Origin of the sequence: Rhizobium sp. WW22, from assembly GCF_047041135.1 — a bacterium.
Classification (GTDB): Bacteria; Pseudomonadota; Alphaproteobacteria; order Rhizobiales; family Rhizobiaceae; genus Rhizobium.
This window is the reverse complement of record NZ_CP178199.1, coordinates 1,923,918-1,948,004: the sequence shown is the minus strand read 5'-3', so window position 1 is coordinate 1,948,004 and position 24,087 is coordinate 1,923,918. Positions and strand designations below refer to the sequence as shown.

19 protein-coding genes and 1 pseudogene are annotated in these 24,087 nt (G+C 60.2%); 15 read left to right on the top strand and 5 right to left on the bottom strand.

Translation table 11 applies throughout. From position 1 onward, the window contains the following. Positions 1 to 64 precede the first annotated feature (64 nt). The 12 genes from ACK83U_RS27960 (at position 65) to ACK83U_RS27905 (ending at position 12,333) form a co-directional block, all read left to right on the top strand. On the top strand, positions 65 to 973 hold the full coding sequence (locus ACK83U_RS27960; RefSeq protein WP_112606185.1) for a class II glutamine amidotransferase: 909 nt from the start codon (positions 65 to 67) through the stop codon (positions 971 to 973). A gap of 31 nt (positions 974 to 1,004) precedes the next feature. Beyond that, positions 1,005 to 1,691, top strand: coding sequence for a GXGXG domain-containing protein (locus ACK83U_RS27955; RefSeq protein WP_112339153.1), 687 nt, complete (start codon positions 1,005 to 1,007; stop codon positions 1,689 to 1,691). Between the two features lie 15 nt (positions 1,692 to 1,706). After that, positions 1,707 to 3,035: an FMN-binding glutamate synthase family protein gene (locus ACK83U_RS27950; protein WP_112339154.1), complete on the top strand. Its 1,329-nt coding sequence runs from the start codon at positions 1,707 to 1,709 to the stop codon at positions 3,033 to 3,035. A gap of 77 nt (positions 3,036 to 3,112) precedes the next feature. After that, positions 3,113 to 4,420: a type III glutamate--ammonia ligase gene (gene glnT / locus ACK83U_RS27945; protein ID WP_112606188.1), complete on the top strand. Its 1,308-nt coding sequence runs from the start codon at positions 3,113 to 3,115 to the stop codon at positions 4,418 to 4,420. Positions 4,421 to 4,519: 99 nt separating this feature from the next. Further along, positions 4,520 to 5,404, top strand: a complete 885-nt coding sequence (purU, locus tag ACK83U_RS27940) for a formyltetrahydrofolate deformylase (protein ID WP_112610828.1) — start codon at positions 4,520 to 4,522, stop codon at positions 5,402 to 5,404. Positions 5,405 to 5,407: 3 nt separating this feature from the next. After that, positions 5,408 to 6,313, top strand: a complete 906-nt coding sequence (gene folD / locus ACK83U_RS27935) for a bifunctional methylenetetrahydrofolate dehydrogenase/methenyltetrahydrofolate cyclohydrolase FolD (RefSeq protein WP_412474952.1) — start codon at positions 5,408 to 5,410, stop codon at positions 6,311 to 6,313. Between the two features lie 114 nt (positions 6,314 to 6,427). After that, positions 6,428 to 7,561 (top strand): aminomethyltransferase family protein, encoded by a 1,134-nt coding sequence (locus ACK83U_RS27930; RefSeq protein WP_112611082.1) that lies wholly within the window; start codon positions 6,428 to 6,430, stop codon positions 7,559 to 7,561. Between the two features lie 12 nt (positions 7,562 to 7,573). Continuing rightward, entirely contained in the window at positions 7,574 to 8,179 is a 606-nt protein-coding gene (locus tag ACK83U_RS27925; protein WP_112611084.1) for a dimethylamine monooxygenase subunit DmmA family protein, read from the top strand. Beyond that, positions 8,176 to 9,141, top strand: a complete 966-nt coding sequence (locus ACK83U_RS27920) for a 2Fe-2S iron-sulfur cluster-binding protein (RefSeq protein WP_112611086.1) — start codon at positions 8,176 to 8,178, stop codon at positions 9,139 to 9,141. Before ACK83U_RS27925 ends, ACK83U_RS27920 begins: the two co-directional genes overlap by 4 nt. Before the next feature lie 29 nt (positions 9,142 to 9,170). Then, the gene (locus ACK83U_RS27915) at positions 9,171 to 10,211 is read left to right on the top strand and encodes a heme-dependent oxidative N-demethylase family protein (RefSeq protein ID WP_112611088.1); all 1,041 of its coding nucleotides are present in this window, start codon (positions 9,171 to 9,173) and stop codon (positions 10,209 to 10,211) included. Between the two features lie 68 nt (positions 10,212 to 10,279). Continuing rightward, positions 10,280 to 11,617: an NAD(P)-binding domain-containing protein gene (locus ACK83U_RS27910; RefSeq protein ID WP_112400068.1), complete on the top strand. Its 1,338-nt coding sequence runs from the start codon at positions 10,280 to 10,282 to the stop codon at positions 11,615 to 11,617. Between the two features lie 116 nt (positions 11,618 to 11,733). Continuing rightward, positions 11,734 to 12,333, top strand: a complete 600-nt coding sequence (locus ACK83U_RS27905; RefSeq protein WP_112338234.1) for a PAS domain-containing protein — start codon at positions 11,734 to 11,736, stop codon at positions 12,331 to 12,333. Here ACK83U_RS27905 and ACK83U_RS27900 read toward each other — a convergent pair. Then, complete coding sequence (locus ACK83U_RS27900) at positions 12,330 to 14,699, bottom strand: DUF1989 domain-containing protein (RefSeq protein ID WP_112611090.1); 2,370 nt, start codon at positions 14,697 to 14,699, stop codon at positions 12,330 to 12,332. The genes ACK83U_RS27905 and ACK83U_RS27900 overlap by 4 nt on opposite strands. A gap of 242 nt (positions 14,700 to 14,941) precedes the next feature. Between ACK83U_RS27900 and ACK83U_RS27895 the strand changes: the two are divergent. Continuing rightward, positions 14,942 to 16,725 (top strand): annotated as a pseudogene (locus ACK83U_RS27895) (APC family permease). A gap of 98 nt (positions 16,726 to 16,823) precedes the next feature. Here ACK83U_RS27895 and ACK83U_RS27890 read toward each other — a convergent pair. Next, entirely contained in the window at positions 16,824 to 18,278 is a 1,455-nt protein-coding gene (locus ACK83U_RS27890; RefSeq protein ID WP_183711862.1) for an MFS transporter, read from the bottom strand. Between the two features lie 113 nt (positions 18,279 to 18,391). Here ACK83U_RS27890 and ACK83U_RS27885 point away from each other — a divergent pair, with 113 nt between their 5' ends. Continuing rightward, positions 18,392 to 19,267 (top strand): helix-turn-helix transcriptional regulator, encoded by an 876-nt coding sequence (locus tag ACK83U_RS27885; RefSeq protein WP_112611096.1) that lies wholly within the window; start codon positions 18,392 to 18,394, stop codon positions 19,265 to 19,267. Between the two features lie 13 nt (positions 19,268 to 19,280). Here the strand turns inward: ACK83U_RS27885 and dinB are convergent, their stop codons facing one another. After that, a complete protein-coding gene (dinB, locus tag ACK83U_RS27880; RefSeq protein ID WP_112611216.1) occupies positions 19,281 to 20,378 on the bottom strand; it encodes a DNA polymerase IV in 1,098 nt (365 codons plus the stop codon). 386 nt (positions 20,379 to 20,764) lie between these two features. Here dinB and ACK83U_RS27875 point away from each other — a divergent pair, with 386 nt between their 5' ends. Further along, positions 20,765 to 21,079: a hypothetical protein gene (locus tag ACK83U_RS27875; RefSeq protein ID WP_112611098.1), complete on the top strand. Its 315-nt coding sequence runs from the start codon at positions 20,765 to 20,767 to the stop codon at positions 21,077 to 21,079. Positions 21,080 to 21,091: 12 nt separating this feature from the next. Here the strand turns inward: ACK83U_RS27875 and ACK83U_RS27870 are convergent, their stop codons facing one another. Then, entirely contained in the window at positions 21,092 to 21,652 is a 561-nt protein-coding gene (locus ACK83U_RS27870; protein WP_095438591.1) for a GNAT family N-acetyltransferase, read from the bottom strand. A gap of 21 nt (positions 21,653 to 21,673) precedes the next feature. Further along, entirely contained in the window at positions 21,674 to 24,031 is a 2,358-nt protein-coding gene (locus tag ACK83U_RS27865) for an Orn/Lys/Arg decarboxylase N-terminal domain-containing protein (RefSeq protein WP_112611100.1), read from the bottom strand. Positions 24,032 to 24,087: the final 56 nt, after the last annotated feature.

The following is a 24,087-nucleotide window of genomic DNA, read 5'->3' as shown; positions in this document are numbered from 1 at the left end:
TGAGTTGAAAAACCGCGTTGGACCTGATAGCCATTTTGCAGATGCGAAAACGGAGGGTTTGGGCATGTGCGGAATTGTCGGTCTCTTCTTGAAGGATAAGGCGCTGGAGCCGAAACTTGGCGCGCTTCTGTCCTCCATGCTGATCACGATGACCGATCGCGGACCTGATAGCGCGGGCATTGCGATCTACGGCAACGATAACGGAAACACGGCGAAGATAACCGTCCAGTCAGCCGATCCGGCCAAGGATTTCGACGGTCTGGAATATGAACTCCGGCGCGCGCTCGACGTCCCGGTATCCGTCGTGGTCAAGAGCACGCATGCGGTCATTACTCTTGCCAAGGACAAGCTCGACGAGGGTCGAGTAGCACTGGCGGCTCTGCGCCCGAATATCCGGGTCATGAGCAGCGGCGATACCGTCGAGATCTACAAGGAAGTCGGCCTGCCGAAGGATGTAGTCTCGCGCTTTGGCGTCGCCGCCATGTCCGGCACGCATGGCATCGGTCATACCCGTATGGCGACCGAGTCGGCTGTCACAACGCTTGGCGCTCATCCCTTTTCGACAGGTTCGGATCAATGCCTGGTTCACAACGGGTCGCTCTCGAACCACAACAACCTGCGTCGCGAGCTTAAGCGCGTCGGCATGACCTTCGAGACGGAAAACGATACCGAGGTCGCGGCCGCCTATCTGACGGCCGAAATGGCAAAGGGCAAGGATCTCGGCGCTGCATTGGAAGGCGCGGTCGACGACCTCGACGGCTTCTTCACCTTCGTCGTCGGCACCAAATCCGGTTTCGGCGTCGTTCGCGATCCCATCGCCTGCAAGCCGGCCGTCATGGCGGAGACCGACCAGTATGTCGCCTTTGGCTCCGAATATCGCGCGCTCGTCAATCTGCCTGGTATCGAAAATGCCCGCATCTGGGAGCCGGAACCGGCGACCGTCTATTTCTGGGATCACGAAAAGGCTGCCTGATCAGAAGCGCCGCAATCGAGAGAGATCTTACATGCCAGTTTTCGACCTATCCGTCACGCCGCTGCGCGAACTCAATAGTGCCCTTCATGGCCTTCCCCCAGGGGCCAACGATCTAGCCTTCGAGGTCGTCAACCCACGCGGCCATCATGCTGTCGCCGCCGGTATCGATGCGCCCGTCACCGTCGATATAAGGGGTTCGGTTGGCTACTATTGTGCCGGCATGAACGACGGTGGTAACGTCACGGTGCATGGCTCCGCCGGTCCCGGCGTCGCCGAGAACATGATGTCCGGCAGCGTCGTGATCGAAGGCGATGCCAGCCAGTATGCCGGCGCGACCGGCCGCGGCGGCTTGCTTGTCATCAAGGGCAATGCGGCGTCGCGCTGCGGCATCTCGATGAAGGGCATCGACATCGTCGTCTATGGCAACATCGGCCATATGTCGGCCTTCATGGGGCAGTCCGGCCATCTGGTCGTGCTGGGCGATGCAGGCGATGCGCTAGGTGACAGCCTCTATGAAGCCAAGCTTTTTGTCCGCGGTTCAGTGCAAAGTCTCGGTTCGGACTGCATCGAAAAGGAAATGCGCCCGGAGCATCTAGAGAAGCTTGCCGAGCTTCTCGAGAAGGCCGGGGTGCGCGGCGTCAAGCCCGAGGAATTCAAGCGCTACGGATCGGCCCGCAAGCTCTATAATTTCAACATCGACAATGCCGACGCGTACTAAGGCGAAGGGGACCTCATGAGCTACCACAATCCATATACGCCACCCCGCAAGTCGGCGACCTTCGATGATCATACGCTCGCTGAAATCCGCCGTGCGGCAGCGACCGGCATCTACGATATCCGCGGCGCCGGCACGAAGCGCAAGGTGCCGCATTTCGATGATCTGCTCTTTCTCGGGGCTTCGATCTCGCGCTATCCGCTCGAAGGCTATCGCGAGAAATGCGATACGACCGTCGTGCTCGGCAGCCGTTTTGCCAAAAAGCCGATCACGCTGAAAACCCCGATCACCATCGCAGGCATGAGCTTCGGTGCGCTTTCCGGCAACGCCAAGGAAGCGCTCGGCCGAGGCGCCACGCTTGCCGGCACGTCGACGACAACAGGCGACGGCGGCATGACGGACGAAGAGCGCGGCCATTCGCAGACGCTGGTCTATCAGTATCTCCCCTCGCGCTACGGCATGAACCCTAGGGATCTTCGTCGCGCCGATGCGATCGAGGTGGTGGTCGGGCAGGGGGCCAAGCCCGGCGGCGGCGGCATGCTGCTCGGCCAGAAGATTTCCGATCGTGTCGCCAACATGCGCAATCTGCCGAAGGGCATCGACCAGCGCTCGGCCTGCCGTCATCCGGACTGGACCGGGCCGGACGATCTCGAAATCAAGATCATGGAATTGCGCGAGATCACCGATTGGGAAAAGCCGATCTATGTGAAGGTCGGCGGCGCGCGCCCCTATTACGACACCGCTCTTGCCGTAAAGGCCGGTGCCGATGTCGTCGTGCTTGACGGCATGCAAGGCGGCACGGCCGCGACGCAGGACGTCTTCATCGAGAATGTCGGCATGCCGACGCTCGCCTGTATCCGTCCCGCCGTCCAGGCGCTGCAGGATCTCGGCATGCACCGCAAGGTGCAGCTGATCATCTCCGGCGGCATTCGCTCTGGGGCTGATGTGGCGAAGGCGCTCGCACTCGGCGCTGATGCGGTTGCCATCGGCACGGCGGCGCTGGTTGCGCTCGGTGACAACGATCCCAAGTGGGAAGAAGAGTACCAGAAGCTCGGCACGACGGCCGGCGCCTACGACGACTGGCACGAGGGCAAGGACCCGGCAGGCATCACGACCCAGGATCCGGAGCTCGCAAGCCGGCTCGATCCGATTGCTGCGGGCCGACGCCTTGCCAATTATCTCAAGGTGATGACGCTGGAGGCGCAGACGATCGCGCGCGCTTGCGGCAAAAATCACCTGCACAATCTGGAACCTGAGGACCTCTGTGCGCTGACGATGGAAGCTGCCGCCATGGCGCAGATTCCGCTCGCCGGCACCAACTGGTATCCGGGCAAGGGAGGCTTTTAAGATTTCGGCCGGGCTACGAGGCCCGGCCGCTGCACGCATCATCGAAGTGTCTCGAAGAAATCCAAAGGGGAACGAGAATGACACTGGATCTTGCTGCCTTTGCAAAGGACAAAGGCATCAAATATTTCATGATCAGTTATACGGATCTTTTTTCCGGCCAGCGTGCCAAGCTGGTGCCGGCGCAGGCGATTGCCGGAATGCAGGAAGAGGGCGCCGGCTTTGCTGGTTTTGCCACCTGGCTCGACATGACGCCCGCCCATCCCGATCTTTTCGCCGTACCTGATGCTTCCTCCGTCATCCAGCTCCCATGGAAGAAGGATGTTGCCTGGGTCGCGGCCGATTGCATGATGGAGGGCGAACTCGTCGGCCAAGCGCCACGAAACGTGCTGAAGAAGCTCGTGAAAGAAGCGGAAGCCGTAGGCAAGCGCGTCAAGACGGGCGTCGAGGCTGAATTCTTCCTGATCACGGCCGATGGCGCCAAGATATCGGATGAATACGATACCGCAGAAAAACCTTGCTACGACCAGCAGGCCGTCATGCGCCGCTATGACGTCATCTCCGAGATCTGCGACTATATGCTTGAGCTCGGCTGGGGTGCGTACCAAAACGACCACGAGGACGCCAACGGCCAGTTCGAGATGAACTGGGAATTCGACGACGCCCTGAAGACGGCGGACAAGCACTCCTTCTTCAAGTTCATGGTCAAGTCGATAGCCGAGAAGCACGGGCTTCGAGCAACCTTCATGCCGAAGCCCTTCAAGGGTCTCACCGGCAATGGCTGCCATTGCCATATCTCCGTGTGGAGCAATGACGGCAAGACCAACGTCTTTGCCGACAGGGAGGCTGAATTCGGCCTGTCGGCCGAGGGCAAGCATTTCCTCGGCGGCATCATGAAACATGCCTCATCGCTGGCAGCGATCACCAACCCGACGGTCAATTCCTACAAGCGCATCAATGCGCCGCGCACGACCTCCGGCGCCACCTGGTCTCCCAATACCGTGACGTGGACCGGCAACAACCGCACCCACATGGTGCGCGTGCCGGGTCCCGGCCGCTTCGAGCTGCGCCTGCCCGATGGTGCCGTCAATCCCTACCTGCTGCAGGCCGTCATCATCGCCGCCGGTCTCGACGGCTTGCGCAGCAAAGCCGATCCTGGCCCCCATCACGATATCGACATGTATGCGGAGGGTCATCTCGTGAAGAATGCACCGCGCCTGCCGCTCAATCTGCTCGATGCGCTGCGGGCCTATGACGAGGACGAGGGGCTGAAGCAGGCGATCGGTTCGGAATTCTCCGAAGCCTATCTGAAGCTCAAGCATCAGGAATGGAACGCCTACTGCTCGCATTTCACGCAGTGGGAGCGCGACAGCACGCTCGATATCTGAGGGCGCAGCGATAAGATGCCCTTAAGGGCTCAGGTGCCGGGGCACGAGCCCCCGGCACGACAGCGGAATTTTGGCCGCGGACGGCGGAGGAAAATCAGCATGACGAGCTATGTATTGACAGTTGCGTGCAAATCGACGCGCGGGATCGTTGCGGCGATCTCGAACTATCTGGCCGACCAGGGCTGCAACATCGTCGACTCCAGCCAGTTCGACGATCTCGACACCGGCATGTTCTTCATGCGCGTCTCCTTCATCTCGGAAGAAGGTGTCGGTGAGACGGCGCTGGCCGAAGGCTTCAAGCCGATCGCCGAGAAGTTCGCCATGGACGTCGAGATCCACGATGCCAAGAAGCGCATGAAGGTGCTGCTGATGGTGTCGCGCTTCGGCCATTGCCTCAACGACCTGCTCTATCGCTGGAAGATCGGCGCCCTGCCGATCGACATCGTCGGCGTCATCTCCAACCATTTCGATTACCAGAAGGTGGTGGTCAATCATGACATCCCCTTCCACCATATTCCGGTGACCAAGGCCAACAAGCCGGAGGCGGAAGCCCGGATCATGGACGTGGTCGAGCAGACCGGCACCGAGCTGATCGTGCTGGCGCGCTACATGCAGATCCTGTCGGATTCCATGTGCCAGAAGATGTCGGGCCGGATCATCAACATCCACCATTCCTTCCTGCCGTCGTTCAAGGGCGCGAACCCCTACAAGCAGGCCTATGAGCGCGGGGTGAAGCTGATCGGGGCGACGGCGCATTATGTAACGGCCGATCTCGACGAGGGTCCGATCATCGAGCAGGATACGGCGCGCATCACGCATGCGCAGTCCGCAGAGGACTATGTCTCGATCGGCCGCGATGTGGAGAGCCAGGTTCTCGCCCGCGCCATCCATGCCCATATCCACTATCGCACCTTCCTCAATGGCAACCGCACCGTCGTCTTCCCGGCAAGCCCGGGTTCCTATGCCTCCGAGCGCATGGGGTGAGTGATGGCACCCGCAACAGTGATCGACGGGAAACAAGCGGCCGCTTCGGTGATCGAAGCCGTGAAGGCTGCGGCAGCGGGGCTTGAGCAGGAGGCCGGTGTGAAGACCGGACTTGCGGTCGTCATCGTCGGTGATGATCCGGCCAGCCACGCCTATGTGAACTCCAAGAGCAAGATGGCCAAGGAATGCGGCTTCAAGTCGGTCCAGCACACGCTGCCGGCGGAAACGACGCAAGGTGAGCTGGCAAGGCTCGTCCAGTCGCTGAACGACGATCCGTCCATCCACGGCATTCTCGTGCAGCTGCCGCTACCGAAGCATCTTGATTCGGATGACATCATCCAGTCGATCCGGCCGGAGAAGGATGTCGATGGTCTGCATGTCGTCAATGCCGGCAAGCTTGCAACCGGCGATCTCGAAACCGGGCTGATCTCCTGCACGCCGGCCGGCGCCATGCTTTTGGTACGTTCGATCCACGGCGAAGACCTGTCGGGGCTGAATGCCGTCGTCATCGGCCGTTCCAACCTGTTCGGCAAGCCGATGGCGCAATTGTTGCTCAATGCCAATGCGACGGTGACGACGGCGCATTCGCGCACGAAGGATTTGGCAGGTGTTGCCCGTAGCGCCGATATCCTGGTCGCGGCCGTTGGCCGTCCGGAGATGGTGAAGGCGGATTGGGTGAAGCCAGGTGCGACCGTCATCGATGTTGGCATCAACCGGATCGCGGCACCGGAGCGCGGCGAGGGCAAGAGCCGGCTGGTGGGCGATGTCGCCTATGCGGAGGCCTCCGATGTCGCCGCAGCGATTACGCCGGTTCCGGGCGGTGTCGGACCGATGACGATCGCCATGCTGATGGCCAACACCGTCATCGCAGCCCATCGCGCTGCAGGTAAGAAGCCGCCGAAGTTTTGAGGGCGAAATACCATCCGGACGGTCAAGAAAAACCCTTCGGATCGGCTTGCCAAGGCGCGAAAGACGATTATAGTCAGGAAATAAATATTCCGTAGAAGAAAAAGAGGGAACGAAATGGCATTATCATGGCGTTTCTCCGCCTTGGCGGACCGGCACCGTGCTCTCGGATCGAAACTCGAAGACTGGAGCGGCATGGGAACCGCCTGGACCTACGAGAAGGACATGTCGCAGGAGCATGTCGCGATCCGTACCAAAGCCGGCATCATGGACGTTTCCGGGCTCAAGAAGGTGCATCTGGTCGGGCCGCATGCCATTGCCGTGCTCGACTATATCACTACCCGGGATATGTCGAAGATCTATCCCGGCCGCTCGGTCTACGCCGCGATGCTCAACGACCGCGGTTACTTCACCGACGATTGCATCGTCTACCGCACCGGTCCGAATTCGTGGATGCTGGTACATGGCTCGGGCTCTGGCCACGAGGAAGTGCTCAAGCAGGCGGCCGGCCGCAACTGCGCTGTCCTCTTCGATGACGATCTGCATGATCTGTCGCTGCAGGGTCCCGTTGCGGTTGACTATCTCGCCAAGTACGTGCCCGGCATCCGCGACCTCAAATATTTCCATCACATGCAGACGACGCTGTTCGGCGCGCCCGTAATGATCTCGCGCACCGGCTATACCGGCGAGCGCGGTTACGAGATCTTCGTGCGTGGCCAGGATGCACCGATGGTCTGGGACCGCATCGTCGCGGAAGGTAAGGAGATGGGGATCATTCCATGCTGCTTCAGCGTTCTCGACATGCTGCGCGTCGAAAGCTACCTGCTGTTTTATCCCTACGATAACTCGCAGATGTATCCTTTCGCGGATCAGCCGCCCGGCGACAGCCTCTGGGAGCTCGGCCTCGACTTCACCGTCAGCCCCGGCAAGACGGGTTTTCGCGGCGCCGAGGAACATGCGCGCCTCAAGGGTGAGGAGCGTTTCAAGATCTTCGGCATGCTGATCGATGCAAACGGTCCGGCCGATCTCGGCGACGAGGTCTATGCCGACGGTAAAAAGGTCGGCGTCATCACCTGCCCCTGCTATTCGAGCTTGACGAAGAAATCGATGGCGATCGCCCGCCTCGATGTCGATAAGGCCGTGCAGGGCACGGAGCTGGAAGTGCGTGGCAAGAGCCTGAAGGCGAGCGCGATTGCCCATACGCTGCCGTTCGACGACCCGGAAAAGAAGAAGAGGACGGCCATCGGCTAAGGAGGCGCGCTCATGCTTGTCGAAGGCATCAAGAGCCGACCGGTCTACAAAGGTCTCTCCATCCAGCCGCATGCCCGGCGGCATCTGTTCGCGCTGGAAGGCGAGGGGGCCAATGCCCTCCTCGACCAGACGGCCGGGCTTGACGATACCATCCTGTCGCGCAGCGAAATCCTCTATGTCGCGCGCGGTTCGCAGGGCAGAGGCCATGATGAGGCCCTGCGCCGGCTCGGCGTCGACATGTTCTTCACGGCGCCGACCATTGCGACATTGCTCTTCCGCCTGAAGGGCTCGCTTGCAACGGCGCATATGGGCACGCGGCTTTATATAGCCGGCACCGAGGGCTTTATCGGCCAGGCAATGATGGTGGCGCTCGACTACGGCATGGATCATGCCTCGATCATCACGGAACATCGCGGTTCCCTGGCGCGCCGCGTGCAATGCGTCCACTGCAAGGGCATCACCGACGATGTCACGCATAGTCCTTTCGCCTGCGGCCATTGCGGGCTTCCGCTATTGGTGCGCGACCACTACTCGCGTCGTCTCGGCGCCTTCCAGGGCGTCAACATCGATGCGGAAGAGCCGGGCACGGCGCCCGATCCAGAGGAGTTGTTCCTGTGAGCGGTGGTACGGAAATTCCTGTTCGTGTCGCGAAGGTGACGCCCGTTGCCGACCGCATCAAGCGCTTCCGCTTCGAACGTCTCGATGGCGCGCCGATGCCTTATTTTTCCGGCGGCGCCCATGTCATCGTCTCGATGAACGACGAAGGCCATGTTCGCCGCAATGCCTATTCGCTGATGTCCGCGCCGCATGATTGCTCGGCCTATGAGATTAGCGTGCTGCGCGTCAAGGACTCGCGCGGCGGCTCCGCCTTCATGCATGAGAAGGTGCGGGAGGGCGACGAGCTCAAGGTCAGCTATCCCGTCAATCTCTTCCAGCCGGACTGGCGCGGCCGCAAGCATCTGCTGATTGCCGGCGGCATCGGCATCACGCCCTTCATTGCGATGATGCAGCAGTTCTCCCGCGAGGGCGCGAATTTCGAGCTGCATTATGCCGTGCGTTCGCTTGATCGCGGCGCTTATTGCCAGGAGCTTGTCGAGCAATATGGCTCGCAGCGGGTGAAGATCTATTGCGACGCCGATCGCAATTTCATGCCCGTAGCCCGTCTGCTCGAAAACCAGCCGCTCGGCACGCATCTTTATGTGTGCGGCCCGGCCGGCATGATTGACGGCGTGTTGAAAACGGGCGTGGAGGCTGGCTGGCCGGAACAGAACCTGCATTCCGAACGCTTCCTGTCGTCGCAGCCCGGAAAGCCTTTCTCCATCATGCTGACGCGGTCGGGCAAGACCGTTCACGTCGGCCATCATGAGAGCATGCTGGAAGCGATCGAGGCTGCCGGTGTCGATGCGCCCTTCCTCTGTCGCGGCGGTGCCTGCGGACAGTGCGAGACCGGTGTCGCCGTCTGCGACGGCAAGCTTCTGCATAATGACGTCTATCTGACCGACGAAGAAAAGGCCGCCGGCCGAAAGGTGATGATCTGCGTTTCCCGTTTCGAAGGAAGCGCGCTGCATCTCGACCTTTAGGCACTCAACCGATATCCAGGAGAACGGACATGGCAATCGCCTTCAAGCAGGAAACGTTCAGGGACGATTTCAGCTACCGCAACAGTCCGGAAAATATCAGGCGTTTCCCGTTCCCCTTCGATCGTGACGAATACATGTATTCCGTCAACATGGAGCCGCATGTGAAGGGGCGGAAGAATACGATCTACGAAAGCCTGATCGACGTCGATGAGCACTATGTTGCCGAGATGCACGACCGGGCTCTGGTGCTGAAGGAAGATCCGCTGCGCTATCAGGCGCTGCCGCATATGATGACGGCGCAATGGGATACGCTGGAACTGCTGATGGAAGAGCAGGCGGCCGGCTATCCCGAGCATTTCACGCTCACCAAGAACGGCGACCAGTGGCGTTGGATCAATCGTCCTCTTGGCATAGACGACACCTTCACCTTCGGTGATGCATCGACCCTGCCTTACGAACCCTTCGAGTACATCACGCGCCAGGCGCAGGGCGATTTCTGCATCGTCGACCAGCGCGACGGCAATCTCTGGATGGATGCCGGCATGGTGACGACCCAGGCCGATTGGTCGCTCGATTTCGATATCGGCATGAATTTCATGGAGTGGCACGGGCCGGTGCCGCTTGCCCACCAGATCGGCGTCTTCGACCGTGCGCTCAAATTCCTTTTGAACCTGCAGCTGGGCAAGCCGACGCGCCGGTTCAATTGGACGATGACGATCAATCCGCGCCTCGATACCAGTCCTGAAAACTATCCGAAATGGGGTCCGGACCGCACCACGGTGACGCCTGAGAATGTCGGCGAGAAGGTGCATCTGCGCGTCGAGCTGCAGAGCCTGTGGCGCCTGCCGCGCTCGAACGCCATTCTCTTCGTCATCCGCTGCTATTTGATGAACATGAATGAGCTGGTGACCGTGCCGAAATGGGCGCGCCGTTTTCCGCGCGTGCTGAAGACGCTGCCGCCCGAGCTCATCGACTACAAGGGCCTGACGCGCTTCCGCCAGACCACGATCGACTGGCTTTCGCGATATGACGACGGCGCGCCGACCAGCCCCGGCATCTTCCCGGATTGATGCCGGACGCCACGCCGAACTTCTGCATGCCATAAGAATTTCGATAGAATCGAGAAGGGGAATGCCACATGACACGAGTTGCCGTTATCGGTGCCGGCCCTTCGGGCCTTGCCCAGCTAAGGGCCTTTCAATCGGCTGCAAAGAAGGGTGCTGATATCCCGGAAGTCGTCTGCTTCGAAAAGCAGGCGGATTGGGGCGGCCTCTGGAATTATACCTGGCGCACAGGCCTCGATGAATATGGCGAACCGGTGCATGGCAGCATGTATCGTTATCTCTGGTCGAACGGCCCGAAGGAATGCCTGGAATTCGCCGATTATTCCTTTGAAGAGCATTTCGGCAAGCCGATCGCCTCCTATCCGCCGCGCGCCGTACTTTGGGACTATATCAAGGGCCGCGTCGAAAAGGCCGATGTGCGCAAATGGGTGCGCTTCAGCACGCCGGTGCGCATGGTGCGCTTCGATGAAGAGACGAAGAAGTTCACGGTGACCGCGCATGATCGGCCTCAGGACCGGATGTATGACGAGGAGTTCGATTATGTCGTCGTCGCCTCAGGTCACTTCTCGACGCCGAACGTGCCCTATTTCGAGGGCGTGAAGACCTTCAACGGCCGCGTGCTGCACGCGCACGATTTCCGTGACGCGCTGGAGTTCAAGGGCAAGGACGTGCTCCTCGTCGGCCGCAGCTATTCGGCCGAGGATATCGGTTCGCAATGCTGGAAATACGGGGCGAAGTCCGTGACGACGAGTTATCGCTCCAAGCCGATGGGCTTCAAATGGCCCGAGAATTTCGAGGAGCGGCCGCTGTTGACGCGTCTTGAGAACAAGACGGCCTATTTCCTCGACGGCTCATCGAAGGAGGTCGACGCGCTTATCCTCTGCACCGGCTATCAGCATCATTTCCCCTTCCTGCCGGATGATCTGCGTTTGAAGACGGCAAACCGCCTCTGGGCCGACCATCTCTACAAGGGCGTGATCTTCGACAAGAATCCGCAGCTCTTCTACATCGGCATGCAGGATCAGTTCTATACCTTCAACATGTTCGACGTGCAGGCCTGGTGGGCGCGCGATGTCATCATGGGTCGCATCAAGCTGCCGCCGGAAGCGGAACTGCAGGCAAACTTCGACAAATGGCGCGCCCGCGAAGAAACCCTCGAGGATGCCGAGCAGATGATCTGGTACCAGGGCGACTATGTGAAGGAACTGCTCGCCGAGACGGATTATCCGAGCTTCGACATCGAAGGCACGAATAAGACCTTCATGGAGTGGGAGCACCACAAGGCTGAGAACATCATGGGCTTCCGCGACCACGCCTACCGCTCGCTGATGACCGGCAACATGTCGCCGACGCATCATACGCCCTGGGTCGATGCGCTTGACGATTCGATGGAGGAATATCTGCGCAATTGATCCGCGGTCACTTCCCCACCTAACCGGCAAGGGAGGCGAAGAGCAGCCCTTGTCGGCTCTTTTGTGCGTTGAGACGAAACGAGTTCATCCGCAACCTTCTCTTCGGGCATGGCTTCATGGATTTTCAGACAAGCGTTCTCGGCCGTATGGCGGGTTTTCTTTATCGCTGCCGGGCAGACGAAAACTATACGATGCTTGAGATGACCGACGGCATCGAGCGCATTTTCGGCTATCCCGCTGACGAGATCATCGGCAACCGCGCGCGAACCTTTACTTCGATCATGTGCGAAGAGGATATCCCGCTCATGGACGAGCTTGTCGGCAAGGCGCTGGAAAGCCGCACGGACTGGACGATGGAGTATCGCATCCGTCATCGCGACGGCCATTTTCTCTGGGTAACGGAGACCGGCGGCGGCGTATGGGATGAGGCCGGGGAGCTTCTTTATCTCGAAGGCAGCATCCTGAATATCGAATCGCTCTACCAGCGTATCGACGAGCAGACCGCCGGCATGCGGGTTACCGCGTCCAAGACCAATGAGATCCTGCAGTCCCTGCGCTATCTGAAGCTTCTTGCCGTCAATGCCGGCATCGAGGCTGCAAGAGCGGGGACGGCGGGATCGGGCTTCGCTGTTCTGGCGGCCGAAATGCGTTCGCTTGCAAACTCTTCGGAAGAAGCTGCGCGCGCGATTTCGAGCGCGCAGAGGAAAGCGGATTAGGATCGCGGTCGCGTCTTCTGCGGGTCGTAATGCGAAAGCGGCACGATGACGGCGGGAAGCCGCTTCTGTTGGCCATCGAGTTTGCCAATCTCAACCTTGGTGCCGACCCCCGCATGCGTGACATCAACCCGGGCAAGCGCAATGGTTTTGCCGAGGATCGGCGACCGTGTCGCGCTGGTGATCACGCCGATCTGCGCGCGGCCGATATGGATGCAATCGCCATGTCCCACGGCTTCGTTGGCCTCGATGTCTAGACCGACCATCAGGTGGCGCGGATTTTCCTTCCGCCGTATCAACGCCTCGCGACCGATGAAATCGTCCTGCTTGGATTTCAACGGGACAGTGAAGCCGATACCGGCCTCGAAAGGATCGGTTTGATCGTCGAATTCGTGATGGGCAAAGACTAGGCCCGCCTCGATACGCACCATATCCAGTGCCTCCAGGCCCATCGGTTTCAGCCCATAGGGTTCACCGGCTTTCCAGACCGCATCAAAGACAATTGCAGCATCCTTCGGATGGCAGAAGATTTCGTAGCCGAGCTCGCCGGTATAACCGGTGCGAGAGACGACGACCGGTGCTCCCTCGAAGTGGCCGATGCGGCCGACCGCGAAACGGAACCATTCGAGCTCGCCGATCGTCGGCTGGCGCGGCGCCGTCCAGATGATCTCCTTTAGGATGTCGCGGCTCTTCGGGCCTTGCAGGGCGATATTGTGCATCTGGTCGGTGGAGGAGCGCACCCAGGCCTTGAAGCCCTTCTTCTCCGCCTGCTCGCGCAGCCAGATGCCGCTATAGTCATCGCCGCCGATCCAGCGGAAGTTCTTGTCGCCGAGGCGAAACAACGTGCCGTCGTCGATCATGCCGCCGTGTTCGTAGCACATGGCGGAATAGACCACCTGACCGGTCGATAGCTTGCGCACATCGCGCGTCAGGCAATATTGCAGCAATTCCTCCGCATCCGGTCCCGTCACCTCGAACTTGCGCAGCGGCGAGAGATCCATCACCACGGCGCGTTCACGACAGGCCCAGTATTCCTCGACCGGTCCTTCCGAGGAGAAGCGGTTCGGCAGCCAGAAGCCACGATATTCGGTGTAGTCGCGCGTCAGGGCGGAGAGGCGCGGGTGAAACGCGGTCTCCCGCGTCAGTTCGGGGTCGGCATCAGGGGTCATGCGATAGGCCACCGCTCGTGTGAATTTTTCTTTGCCTGAAAAGGTGCGGACATGGATATCGGTCGGGTCCCAGCCATTGGCCGCATCGATGTCATCAGGGCAGGAGGAGGAGACGCAGACGAGATCCGTCAGTGCGCGCATCAGGACGTAATCGCCCGGTCTCGACCAAGGTTCGTCGAGATAGAGCTGGTTATTGTGATCGACATTGGTGTTGTAGAAGTAGTTGAGCGCCTCCCAGCCCTTTCGGCCGGCAATGCCGTAGGGCGCAAGTGCCGCATTGAAATTGTCTGTGCAGTTCACATGGCCGGGATAGCCCATGTCGTCGTAGTAGCGCGAATTGCAGGCGGTGGCGAAGGCGTCGTGGCGGCCGACCGTATCCTGCACGATTTCCACCAGCGGCTCGAAATCGCGGTCGAAGGCTTTGGACGGCAGCCCGGGCGCTGGATAGCTCCGGCCGAGCAGAGTGCGGGTCACGGTGGAGTCGAGCGCAAGATCGAGCCCCTCATCGACCTTGCGGGCGGAAAAGGCCTGGAAGTCGGTGCATTGCCGGCCATAGACATCGATGATCTGGATATACTCGCCGGCGCGGACAAAATAGGCCGAAGCGGTCGCCGCTTTTATGCGAATATCCTCGATCGGATCGGCGAGCGGTTCGGGCAATGCGGAGGCATAGTCTCGCAGGATCGTCGTACGGCGGATCCTGACCTCGATTGGTGTTGCCGTATCCTGCGTTTCCGGCGACATGGCCATTCCTGGCGCACAGGCGACAAGCAGGCCTTTAGTCGCGATCGTGAATTCCGCGGTACTGCCTGCCGGCGAAGAGGCGCCGAAGAGGCGAAGCGCTGCCGCAGAGGCCAGATCGGCCCCGCGCCGCTCCAGCGCCGTCCTGACGCGAACCGCACTTTCATTCCCCGAGGAAAGAATGGCTTTGAGACCTGTCGCCTCGCCGGTGAATGCCGACCCTAGGCCAGCGGATTGAAAGCGGCCCTTCTCGTCAAGGAAGGTCAGCTCGCAGACCTGCCCGCCTTCGCCATCCTCCACCGAAATCCGATCGCCGGGTTCGACGCGGACGACCAGCGACCCACCGCCCTTGCAGCGATAGCGCTCAGTGTCCGGCGGCAGCGCTGGAATGCCCGGATAGCGGACAATGCTCGCCGCGACGGGCCGTATTCCGGCTGCTGACGGATGGAGATCTCGCATAGAGCCCTCTCGGGAAATGAGGTGTGTCGGACACCGGAATCATGCTGACAAAATGCCGTCCGAAAGTAAAGGGATATTGACTAAAAAGAAAATATCTTCACTATGTATAAAGGGCATGCATCTGGAAATCCGCGCGCAGACTCGGCTTACGAAAACCTCCAGCAAGCCCCGCAATGCCATGGGAGGCACGTTCAGGGAGACGTACGAGAGATACGTCCGGAACAAAATGGGGAATATCACCGATGACGGATATCGTGGACGCCGGCGCTTCCGCCGGCACGGAAGGTAAGCTTATACGCGCGCTTGACTGGAAGGGCGCGTTCTGGGTGGCTGCGGGCGTGCCGCCGCTTGTTCTCTTTTCCATCGGCGGCATCGCCGGCACGACGGGCAAGCTTGCCTTCGTCGTGTGGATCATCTCGATGATCATGGGTTTCCTGCAGTCTTTCACCTATGCCGAAATTGCCGGCATGTTCGGCAACAAGTCCGGCGGCGCCTCGGTCTATGGCGCGACGGCCTGGCTGCGCATTCGAAATTCATCGCGCCGCTTTCGGTCTGGTGCAACTGGTTTGCCTGGTCGCCGGTGCTGTCCCTCGGCTGCGCCATTGCGGCAGGCTATATCCTCAATGCCTTCTTCCCCATTCCGGCGGCGGATTCGCAGGCTGTGCTCAGCTGGATCAGTGCGCATGCGACGTCGATCGCCGCCGATAGCCCGCGTGTTGCCGAATACATTGCGGCCCATGCCGGTACATCGCCCGACGATGCGGTAAAAGCGCTGCTCAGCGCCGATGGCGTTGCATCTTTTACCCCGCCCATCCGCAACTGGTCTCTCGTCAGCTTCAACATTCCTTTCCTCGCGACCGCCAATATCAACGCCACCTTCTTCATCGGCGGTGTCCTGATGCTGATCATCTTTGCGATCCAGCATCGCGGCATCTCCGAGACGGCGAGCGTGCAGAAATGGCTCGCGATCATCGTGCTCGTGCCGCTTCTGATCATCGGCGTCTATCCGATCGTCAGCGGCCAAATCCTCTCCGCCAACGTGACCGGCCTGCTACCGCCGACAGCGGCCTACGCTGCGACTGACGGCACCTGGAGCAATGGCGGCTGGACGCTTTTCCTCGGCGGCCTCTATATCGCCGCCTGGTCGACCTATGGCTTCGAGACGGCGGTCTGCTACACGCGTGAGCTGAAGAACCCGAAGACGGATACGTTCAAGGCAATCTTCTACTCGGGCCTTGCCTGCTGCGTCTTCTTCTTCCTGGTGCCCTTCGCTTTCCAAGGCGTGCTCGGTCATGCCGGCATGCTGGCGCCCGGCATCGTCGACGGCACCGGCGTCGGTGAAGCGCTCGGCGGTCTGATCGGCGCCGGCCGGATCGTTACGCAATTGCTCGTCATCCTGATGATTCTGGCACTGTTTCTTGCGATCATGACGGCAATGGCGGGTTCCTCGCGCACTCTCTATCAGGGCTCGAAGGACGGCTGGCTGCCGAAATATCTCGATCATGTGAACGAGAACGGTGCGCCGACGAGAGCGATGTGGACGGACTTCGCCTTCAATCTCTTTCTTCTCGCCATTGCCTCCGACACGAGCGGCTATTTCTTCGTGCTTGCCGTCTCCAACGTCGGATACATCATCTTCAATTTCCTCAACCTCAATTCCGGCTGGATACACCGCATGGACTCCGGTCATGTCGAGCGCCCGTGGAAAGCGCCGTCGTGGCTCATCGGCCTTAACACTGTCCTTGCTTTCGTCAATGCGCTCTTCCTTGGCGCTGGCGCCAAGGTTTGGGGCTATGCTAATGCGCTCTGGATCGGTTTTGCCTTTGCGGCCCTCATCCTGCCGGTCTTTGCTTACAGGCATTATGTTCGCGATGGCGGCAAGTTCCCGGCCGGTGCCATGGATGATCTTGGTCTGGTCGGCCAGGATCTGGGTGTCAAGAAGGCGGGTATTCTACCCTATCTGGCGCTTGCCGGCGGCCTTGCCATCGTGCTGATTGCCAATTGGGTCTTCCAGCTGCCGGCGTAGCCGCATCTGGTCGAAGACGAGGCCTATGCTTGCAAGTCCGGCCTGGCGACAGGCCGGATTTTGTTATGGGATCAATGCTTTTAACGCTGATCGTCCGATCATTCGGGTGCGACGATGAGGGCGTCGCCGATCTCGGCGTCTTCTTCTGGTCGGCTGCGCTGCCGTGCCAATCGCAGAAGCGTGGCCACCAGCAGGATGGCCATTAGCCCGAGTTCGACGGCGATCGCCGTGACCCCGGCGGAGAGATAGGCGCTGGAATATTGCAGCACCTGGGCAAATACCGCCCCCAGGATCGCCGGCCCGAGACCCAGCGACACCTGCTGCATGGTTGCGAGCATGGCGCTGCCGGCGCCGGCATGTTCATGCGGCACGTCCGCCAGCCCCAGCCGGTAGAAGCTGTTGACGATCAGCGCCTGGCCGAAACCGATCAGGACTGTGGACGGAATGAGGTTGATGACGCCAGGTCGCGGCCAGACCGTTTCGAGCGTCACGATGAGCAGAGCAAGCCCGCTCATCTGGATCACGCAGCCCATCGCCAGCATGAGTTCGCGCCGTAGGTTTGCAAGGCGAGGCGTGACGAAAGCGGCCGAGACGAAGTAGGAGCCGCCAAGTGCAATCAAGGCATTGCCCGATTGCAGCGGGGTCAGCCCGGCACCTGCCTGCAAGGTAAGGGCGAAGACGAACATGAAGCCGCTCCAGCAGGTGAAGAAGAGTATGGCGATCAGCCCGCCGAATCGCATGCTGGAGATGCGCGTGAGCGACGGCGGCAGGATCGGGAAGGCGCCACGCGCCTCCTTGGAGCGCTGGATACGCCAAAGAAGTGCCACCAGCGGCAGGATCGGCACGAAGCCGAGCAGGCAAAGCCAGTTCCAGTGTAGCGACGGGCCGAGCGCGGTCGGCAGCAGGACCGACAAAGTCAGCAGCGCCAGCGTAATCATGCCCGACCAGTCGACCGGAACTCTGCCTTGGCCACGCGTTTCGGGGACATGGCGCCACACGCTGATCAGGATCAGGATGCAGACCGGCAGGTTGATGAGAAAGATACTGCGCCATCCGGAGCCGGCAATATTGGCAGAGATCAGGAAGCCGCCGAGAACCTGGCCGACGATGAAGGCGATGCCGCCAATTGCGCTGTAAAGCGAAACGGCGCGGGCGTGATCGCGTCCGGTCAGGCTGACATGGATGGTCGCCAGTACCTGCGGCACCATGAGTGCAGCCGCAATTCCCTGCAGCGCGCGCGCAACGATGAGGAAGGTGACTGATGTCGCTACCCCGCATAGCAGGGAGGCGAGGCAGAACAACAGGACGGCGAGGCCGAACATGCGCCTGCGGCCGAAATTGTCGCCGAGGCGCGCACCCATCGCCAGGCAGACGGCAAAGGCGACGCCATAGGCGGCGACGAAAAGCTCAAGTTCGGTCTCGCCGGCGTGCAGCGAGGCCGAGATGGCGGCGAGGCCGACATTGATGATGGAAAAATCGAGTTGCAGCAGCAATTGCCCGGCCAGCAGGATCAGCAGGCCGAATTGGCCAAGCCGGATTGGTGCGGAAGACATGGGGGACCTCAAAGTATTTTCAAAACTGAGTCCACAGCGTTTTACACCCATGTTAAACTGGTACAAGATACCTGTTTAGACTGGTATAAAAAGTGTCAGGCTGGAGAATGGAAATGCACGGCACGCTCGATATCGTCCCCAATCAGATGCTTTCGCGGGCACAGGAACTCGGCGAGATGTTGCGAAGACGGCGGGAATCCCTTGACCCGCAAAGATTGGGACTCGGTCGAGCAGGACGGATTCGTACACCCGGATTGCGGCGGGAAGAAGTGGCCTCGCGCGCCGATATCGGCATTACCTGGTATACCAAGCTGGAACAGGGCCGGCCGATCCGCGTGTCGCCGCGCGTGCTTCTCTCCGTTGCGCATGCTTTGGAATTCAACGAAGTCGAGACGGAGCATCTGTTCAGACTGGCCAATCTGCCGGTTCCGCCTCGCCTTGAAAATCCTCGCGTCTGCGAGCCGCTCACCGAGGCCAGCCAGCGCATTCTCGATCATCTCTGTCCTTATCCCGCCCTTATCCAGACGAAACGGTACAATATACGCGGCTTCAACGAGGCCTATCGCCGTCTTGTCGGCGTCGATCTGGATGCCCTTCCGCCCGAAGACCGGAACTGCATCTATCTGTCCCTCGTCAATCCCGCCTGGCGCGCAAGCCAGGCCGATCCCGACGAGATGCTGGCCAATATGGCAGCGCTGTTTCGTGCCTCTATGGCCGAGCATCTCGATGATCCGAGCTGGGAGCGGCAATTGGAACGCTATATGAGCGCTTCCGATCAGTTCCGCATCGTATGGGATCGCTATCAGCTCAAGGGCATCGAGAATACCGTGAAGCGTTTTCGGCTGGCGGATGGCACGGTCCTGCCGCTGCAATCCAACAATTGGTGGGCAAGCCCCAGCAATGACGACCGCATGATCGTCTACACACCCGTCGACGAAGCCGGGGCGGAGAAGCTGAACGCGATGATGAAGCGCAAGCGGTCTTGCTGAGCGGCTGCCTCCTTCAGATGCCAAGATCGAGCTGAGGCTGTGATCTCCCATTGTCGGCATCTTCGTTCGTCAAAGACGAAAGCGTGATGCCAAGCAGCCGGATCGGCCGGGCAAACGGGTGGACGGTTGCCAGAAGCGCCGAGGCTGTCTCAAGAACAGCGCCGCCGTCTGCGGCCGGCAAGGAGCTTGTCCGACTGCGTGTCGCTTGGGTGAAGTCCGAATATTTGATCTTCACGGTCACCGTCTTGGCGCTGAAACCGCCTGTTTCGCAGTAGCGCCAGACCTTCTGCGCTAAGGGCCGTAACTCCGCCGTCGCCAGCTCGAGATCGTCGATATCCTCGGCGAACGTATCTTCCGCGCCAATGGATTTGCGGATCCGGTCGGGCTTTACCTGGCGCTCGTCGATGCCGCGGGCGATACCGTAGAAATATGGGCCTGCCTTTCCGAAGTGCTCCTGCAGGAAGGCAAGCGATTTCGACTTCAGGTCTAGCCCTGTTTCGATGCCGAGTTTGTGCATCCGCTCGGCGGTCGCCGGCCCGACGCCATGGAATTTCTTGACGGGAAGCGTTTCGACGAAGGCCGGCCCGTTCTTCGGCGTAATGACAGCCTGACCATTGGGCTTATTGAGGTCACTTGCCATCTTGGCGAGGAACTTGTTGTAGGAAATGCCGGCAGAAGCATTGAGACCAGTGACCTGCTTGATCTTGGTCCGGATCTCCAGCGCGATCTCGGTGGCGATCTCCATGCCCTTGTGGTTCTGGGTGACGTCGAGATAGGCCTCGTCGAGCGAGAGCGGCTCGATAATCGAAGTATATTCGGCGAAGATTTCGCGGATTTGCTGCGACACTGCCCTGTAGACGTCGAAGCGCGGCGGCACGAAAATCAGGTCCGGGCATTTGCGCTTCGCCGTGATCGAAGGCATCGCCGAGTGAACGCCGAAGGCGCGGGCCTCGTAGCTTGCGGCCGCGACCACGCCGCGCGCTGCCGACCCGCCGACCGCAAGCGGCTTGCCGCGCAGCTCGGGATTGTCTCGCTGTTCGACCGACGCATAAAATGCATCCATATCGACATGGATGATCTTCCGAACAGGGTTTGTGTTGGTGTCGTTCATGGCGATCTCGGTCATCATGCTGCAGGTTCAAGCATGGACCCTTCAATTATAGAATCTGAAACAAATACAGAACATATCATCCCTGATCACGATATCAAACCGGCTCCGTTGTCGTGCCGGAGAGATGCGGGAAAATCGCTCTGTGACAGTCATTCGCAAGTGCCACCTTGGAGATGCCTTCGAGGCTTCTTATCTCTTGTCTATCCCCCAATACGGAGCCTCAAGATGGGCCAAATCGCAACCGAACCCCTTTCCGACCTGCCGATGGAAATCCTTCCGCCCGAGCATGACGAGGAATCTCGATCTAACGGAACCGCGTGCCTATGCTGCCGAAGGCAGCGAGCGGCGCGGAAGATGGATGAGGATGGTTGCGGCATATGTGACGAATGCCTGGCGCCATGACGAACGACGCGCTGCTGGCGTCCGAATTGTCGGACTTCGAACATGCGCTTGCGAAGCTGTCTGACGGCTATTCGGAGGGGCGCTTCCAAGATCGCCCCTGGGGTGTGACGGTCAAGCGATCGCCTGACGGGAAGCGAGTTTGGCTCTATGGCGAGGAGCTTGGCGGGACCGATGTCGTCAGCTTCAATCTCTATGTGCTCTCCGGAGCCAGCCTCACCCTCAAGCCTTGCGAAATGTCCTCGTCGAAAGTCGTGGATTTCGTGCTGGGTTTCAGGCCAGCTCAAACGCAGCCGGTATAAGCCCCCTTTGCTTCAGCGGGTGGAGAGCGGCGGCGGAGGCGGCTGCGTGGTTGAGCCGGGACCGAGCGAGCGCTGGACCATCACGGTGTCGGCCCAGCGGCCGTAACGATAGGCAACCGCCGGCAGAAGGCCGACGCGAACGAAGCCGAAGCGCTCGTGCAAGGCCAGCGACGCCGCGTTGTCGGCATCGATATAGCCGATCATCTGCCGGAAACCGGCCGCGGCACAGGCGTCGATCAGTCCGCGCATGAGCAGGCTCCCGACGCCTTGGCCAACATGGTCGTGATGCACATAGATCGAATGCTTGACGGTATAGCGATAGGCCGGACGCTTGCGGAACAGCACCACATAGGCATAGCCGACGACCTTCTCACCCTCGATCGCAACGACATGCGGGAAGCGTTTGTCCTTCAAATTCTTGCGCCGTTCGCGCAGATCGTCCGGCTGCGGCGTATCGCTATCATCAACTCCAGCCTCGACGCCGCGGTGAATATGGCGGCGATAGATTGCCAGCATGGCATCGACGTCGCTCTCCCGGGACGGGCGAACGATGATTGTTTTATCCTGCTTCATGTCCGAACCTGAATTCCAAGCCTATTCCGCGACGACGTAGGTATAGAGCCGGATTTTGCCGGCTGCATCAATCTCGCGATAGAGGCCCTGGATCTCCACCTCGAAACCGGGGAAGGTATTGAAGCAGGTTTCAAACATCTTGAGATAGTCGATCATGGGCTTTGCCTGCTCCGTCAGGCGCTCGCCCGGCACGATGGTCGCGATACCCGGAGGATAGACGACGAAGGGCGTCGTTGCGATGCGGCCGGCAATGGCGTCGATCGGCAGATAGTCGACATCGTTGCGAACAAGGCAACGTGCAGCATCATGCGGCGACATGGCGATCGGCGGCAGGTGTTCGGCGGAAAACTGCTTTGTCTGCAGCGCGCTGACATCGGCCTGGCGGAAGAAATTGTGCATCTCCGCGCAGAGATCGCGCAGCCGCACCCCTGCATAGCGGCCGGGACGGCGGCGATAGAATTCCGGAATTGCCTCTTCCAGCAGCGCATTGTCGTCATGAAGCTTCTTGAAGGCGACAAGGCCGCTGATCAACGTACCGGCCTTGCTGGCTTCGACACCGGGGGTGAGGAGGAAGAGCAGCGAATTGAGATCGTTCTTTTCCGCGACGATACGGTTTTCGCGCAGATATTGCGCGACCACCGGCGCCGGTATGCCGTGTTCCGTGTATTTCCCCGTTCGGCGATCAAAGCCCGGTGTCAGCAGGGTAAGCTTGTTCGGGTCCGTCATGGCAAAACCCGGTTCCATGCCGGAAAAGCCGTGCCATGCCGCATCGGGCGTCAGGTGCCAGAAGGCGGGATTGGTGGCGAGTTGGTCGGTCGCGACGCTTTCCCACGACACGTCATGCACTGCGCCTGGGCTCGATACATCCGGGATCGCAACGCGGTCTGGCACGAAAGGCTCGAAGAACCAACGGCGTTCGGGACGATGCTCCTTCTCCTCGAATTCGCGACGCACGGCGCGGATTTTCTTGCGCAGCTCGATGCCGAGGCGGATCGTGTCGTCCCAAAGCACTTCGCCCGAGCGCCCCTTCATCATTTGCGCGCCCACGTCGAGCGAGGCGAAGAGCGGATAGAAGGGCGATGTCGAGGCGTGCTGCATGAAGCTTTCGTTGAAGCGTCGGTGCTCCACGCGGCGCTTCTGGCCGGTGATGTGCCTATCCTTCATGTGGATCTGGGAAGCCTGTGAGAAGCTTGCCAGCTGCTTATGGGTGGATTGCGTGGCGATGATGCCCGGCGCATCCGGGCCGAGGTCGGAAAGACCCATGGCAAAGCGCCCGGCATAAAGCGGATGGAACTTCATGAAGCCCGCCCAGGCCTCGTCGAAGAGGATGTAGTCGCAGAGATGCCCGATGCGCTTGAGGATCATCTCGGCGTTGTGGATGGTGCCGTCATAGGTGCACTGTTCCACGACCGCGACGCGGAACGGGCGAGGCTTCTTGTAGGCTTCCGGATCTTTCACCAGCGGATGGGTGCGGATGCGCTCGCGCAGCGCCTCCTCGTCCATTTCAGCGAAATCCATGGGACCGATCAAGCCATAGAGATTGCGTCTGGTCGGCAGATAGACCGGAATGCCGCCCGAGATCATCAGGGCGCCGTGATGGGCGGCCTTGTGGTTGTTGCGGTCGAACAGCACGAGGTCGCCATCGGTGACGAGCGCTGAGAGCGCGACCTTGTTTGACGTGGAGGTGCCGTTCAACACGAAATAGGTCTTCTCGGCGCCGAAGATCTTGGCTGCTTCCTTTTGCGCGGCAAGCGCCGGCCCTTCGTGGGTTAGGAGGTCACCGAGGTCGAGCACGGAATTGTCGAGGTCGTCGCGGAAGACCGCCTCGCCCAGATGCTCCATGAAGACGCGGCCGATGGGGCTGCGGCTGTAGAAGATGCCGCCGTTGTGACCGGGGCAGGTCCAGAGGTGATTGCCTTCCTCGGCATAATCGACCAGCGCACCGAAGAAAGGCGTCTTCAGCGTTTCGGCATATTGCTTGAGACGGCTGATGAGGCTCTTGGCGATAAAGGCGGGCGTTTCTTCCGACAAGAAAACATAGCCGTCGATAAAATCGAGGACTTCGACCGGCACATCTTCGAAGCGTTTGCGCCGGATCAGCAGGATAATGGGGAATTCGAGGCCGCGGCGGCGCATGAGGTTGATGAGGGAGGCCGTCTTGCCTTCAAGACCCTTCTTGCCCCAGTCGACCAACATGCAGCCGATGGCAGCATCGGTCTGTACGGCGATCTCGGCGTCTTCGAGATTGCGCGCACGCACCACCTCGAAACCGGAGCGTTCGATCTCCTCGACGATCTGATTGTAGCGGGCACCCTCCAGATCCTCATTGTCAAAGGTTGGCGTCGCGAACAGAAAGTTGAAACGTCTGAAATAATCCATCTGGGTACCCGCTCCTAATTTGGCATGAGGTGTCGGCGTATTTCATGACATGGATG

Excerpts from the sequence above, each read along its gene's own strand:
- ACK83U_RS27930 (WP_112611082.1), top strand. The coding sequence starts at position 6,428 with ATGGCATTATCATGGCGTTTCTCCGCCTTGGCGGACCGGCACCGTGCT.
- ACK83U_RS27875 (WP_112611098.1), top strand. The coding sequence starts at position 20,765 with ATGCCTGGCGCCATGACGAACGACGCGCTGCTGGCGTCCGAATTGTCG.
- ACK83U_RS27955 (WP_112339153.1), top strand. The coding sequence starts at position 1,005 with ATGCCAGTTTTCGACCTATCCGTCACGCCGCTGCGCGAACTCAATAGT.
- ACK83U_RS27925 (WP_112611084.1), top strand. The coding sequence starts at position 7,574 with ATGCTTGTCGAAGGCATCAAGAGCCGACCGGTCTACAAAGGTCTCTCC.
- ACK83U_RS27910 (WP_112400068.1), top strand. The coding sequence starts at position 10,280 with ATGACACGAGTTGCCGTTATCGGTGCCGGCCCTTCGGGCCTTGCCCAG.
- ACK83U_RS27865 (WP_112611100.1), bottom strand. The coding sequence starts at position 24,031 with ATGGATTATTTCAGACGTTTCAACTTTCTGTTCGCGACGCCAACCTTT.
- dinB (WP_112611216.1), bottom strand. The coding sequence starts at position 20,378 with ATGAACGACACCAACACAAACCCTGTTCGGAAGATCATCCATGTCGAT.
- ACK83U_RS27900 (WP_112611090.1), bottom strand. The coding sequence starts at position 14,699 with ATGCGAGATCTCCATCCGTCAGCAGCCGGAATACGGCCCGTCGCGGCG.
- ACK83U_RS27870 (WP_095438591.1), bottom strand. The coding sequence starts at position 21,652 with ATGAAGCAGGATAAAACAATCATCGTTCGCCCGTCCCGGGAGAGCGAC.
- purU (WP_112610828.1), top strand. The coding sequence starts at position 4,520 with ATGACGAGCTATGTATTGACAGTTGCGTGCAAATCGACGCGCGGGATC.
- glnT (WP_112606188.1), top strand. The coding sequence starts at position 3,113 with ATGACACTGGATCTTGCTGCCTTTGCAAAGGACAAAGGCATCAAATAT.
- ACK83U_RS27890 (WP_183711862.1), bottom strand. The coding sequence starts at position 18,278 with ATGTCTTCCGCACCAATCCGGCTTGGCCAATTCGGCCTGCTGATCCTG.
- ACK83U_RS27905 (WP_112338234.1), top strand. The coding sequence starts at position 11,734 with ATGGATTTTCAGACAAGCGTTCTCGGCCGTATGGCGGGTTTTCTTTAT.
- ACK83U_RS27915 (WP_112611088.1), top strand. The coding sequence starts at position 9,171 with ATGGCAATCGCCTTCAAGCAGGAAACGTTCAGGGACGATTTCAGCTAC.
- folD (WP_412474952.1), top strand. The coding sequence starts at position 5,408 with ATGGCACCCGCAACAGTGATCGACGGGAAACAAGCGGCCGCTTCGGTG.
- ACK83U_RS27950 (WP_112339154.1), top strand. The coding sequence starts at position 1,707 with ATGAGCTACCACAATCCATATACGCCACCCCGCAAGTCGGCGACCTTC.
- ACK83U_RS27960 (WP_112606185.1), top strand. The coding sequence starts at position 65 with ATGTGCGGAATTGTCGGTCTCTTCTTGAAGGATAAGGCGCTGGAGCCG.
- ACK83U_RS27885 (WP_112611096.1), top strand. The coding sequence starts at position 18,392 with ATGCACGGCACGCTCGATATCGTCCCCAATCAGATGCTTTCGCGGGCA.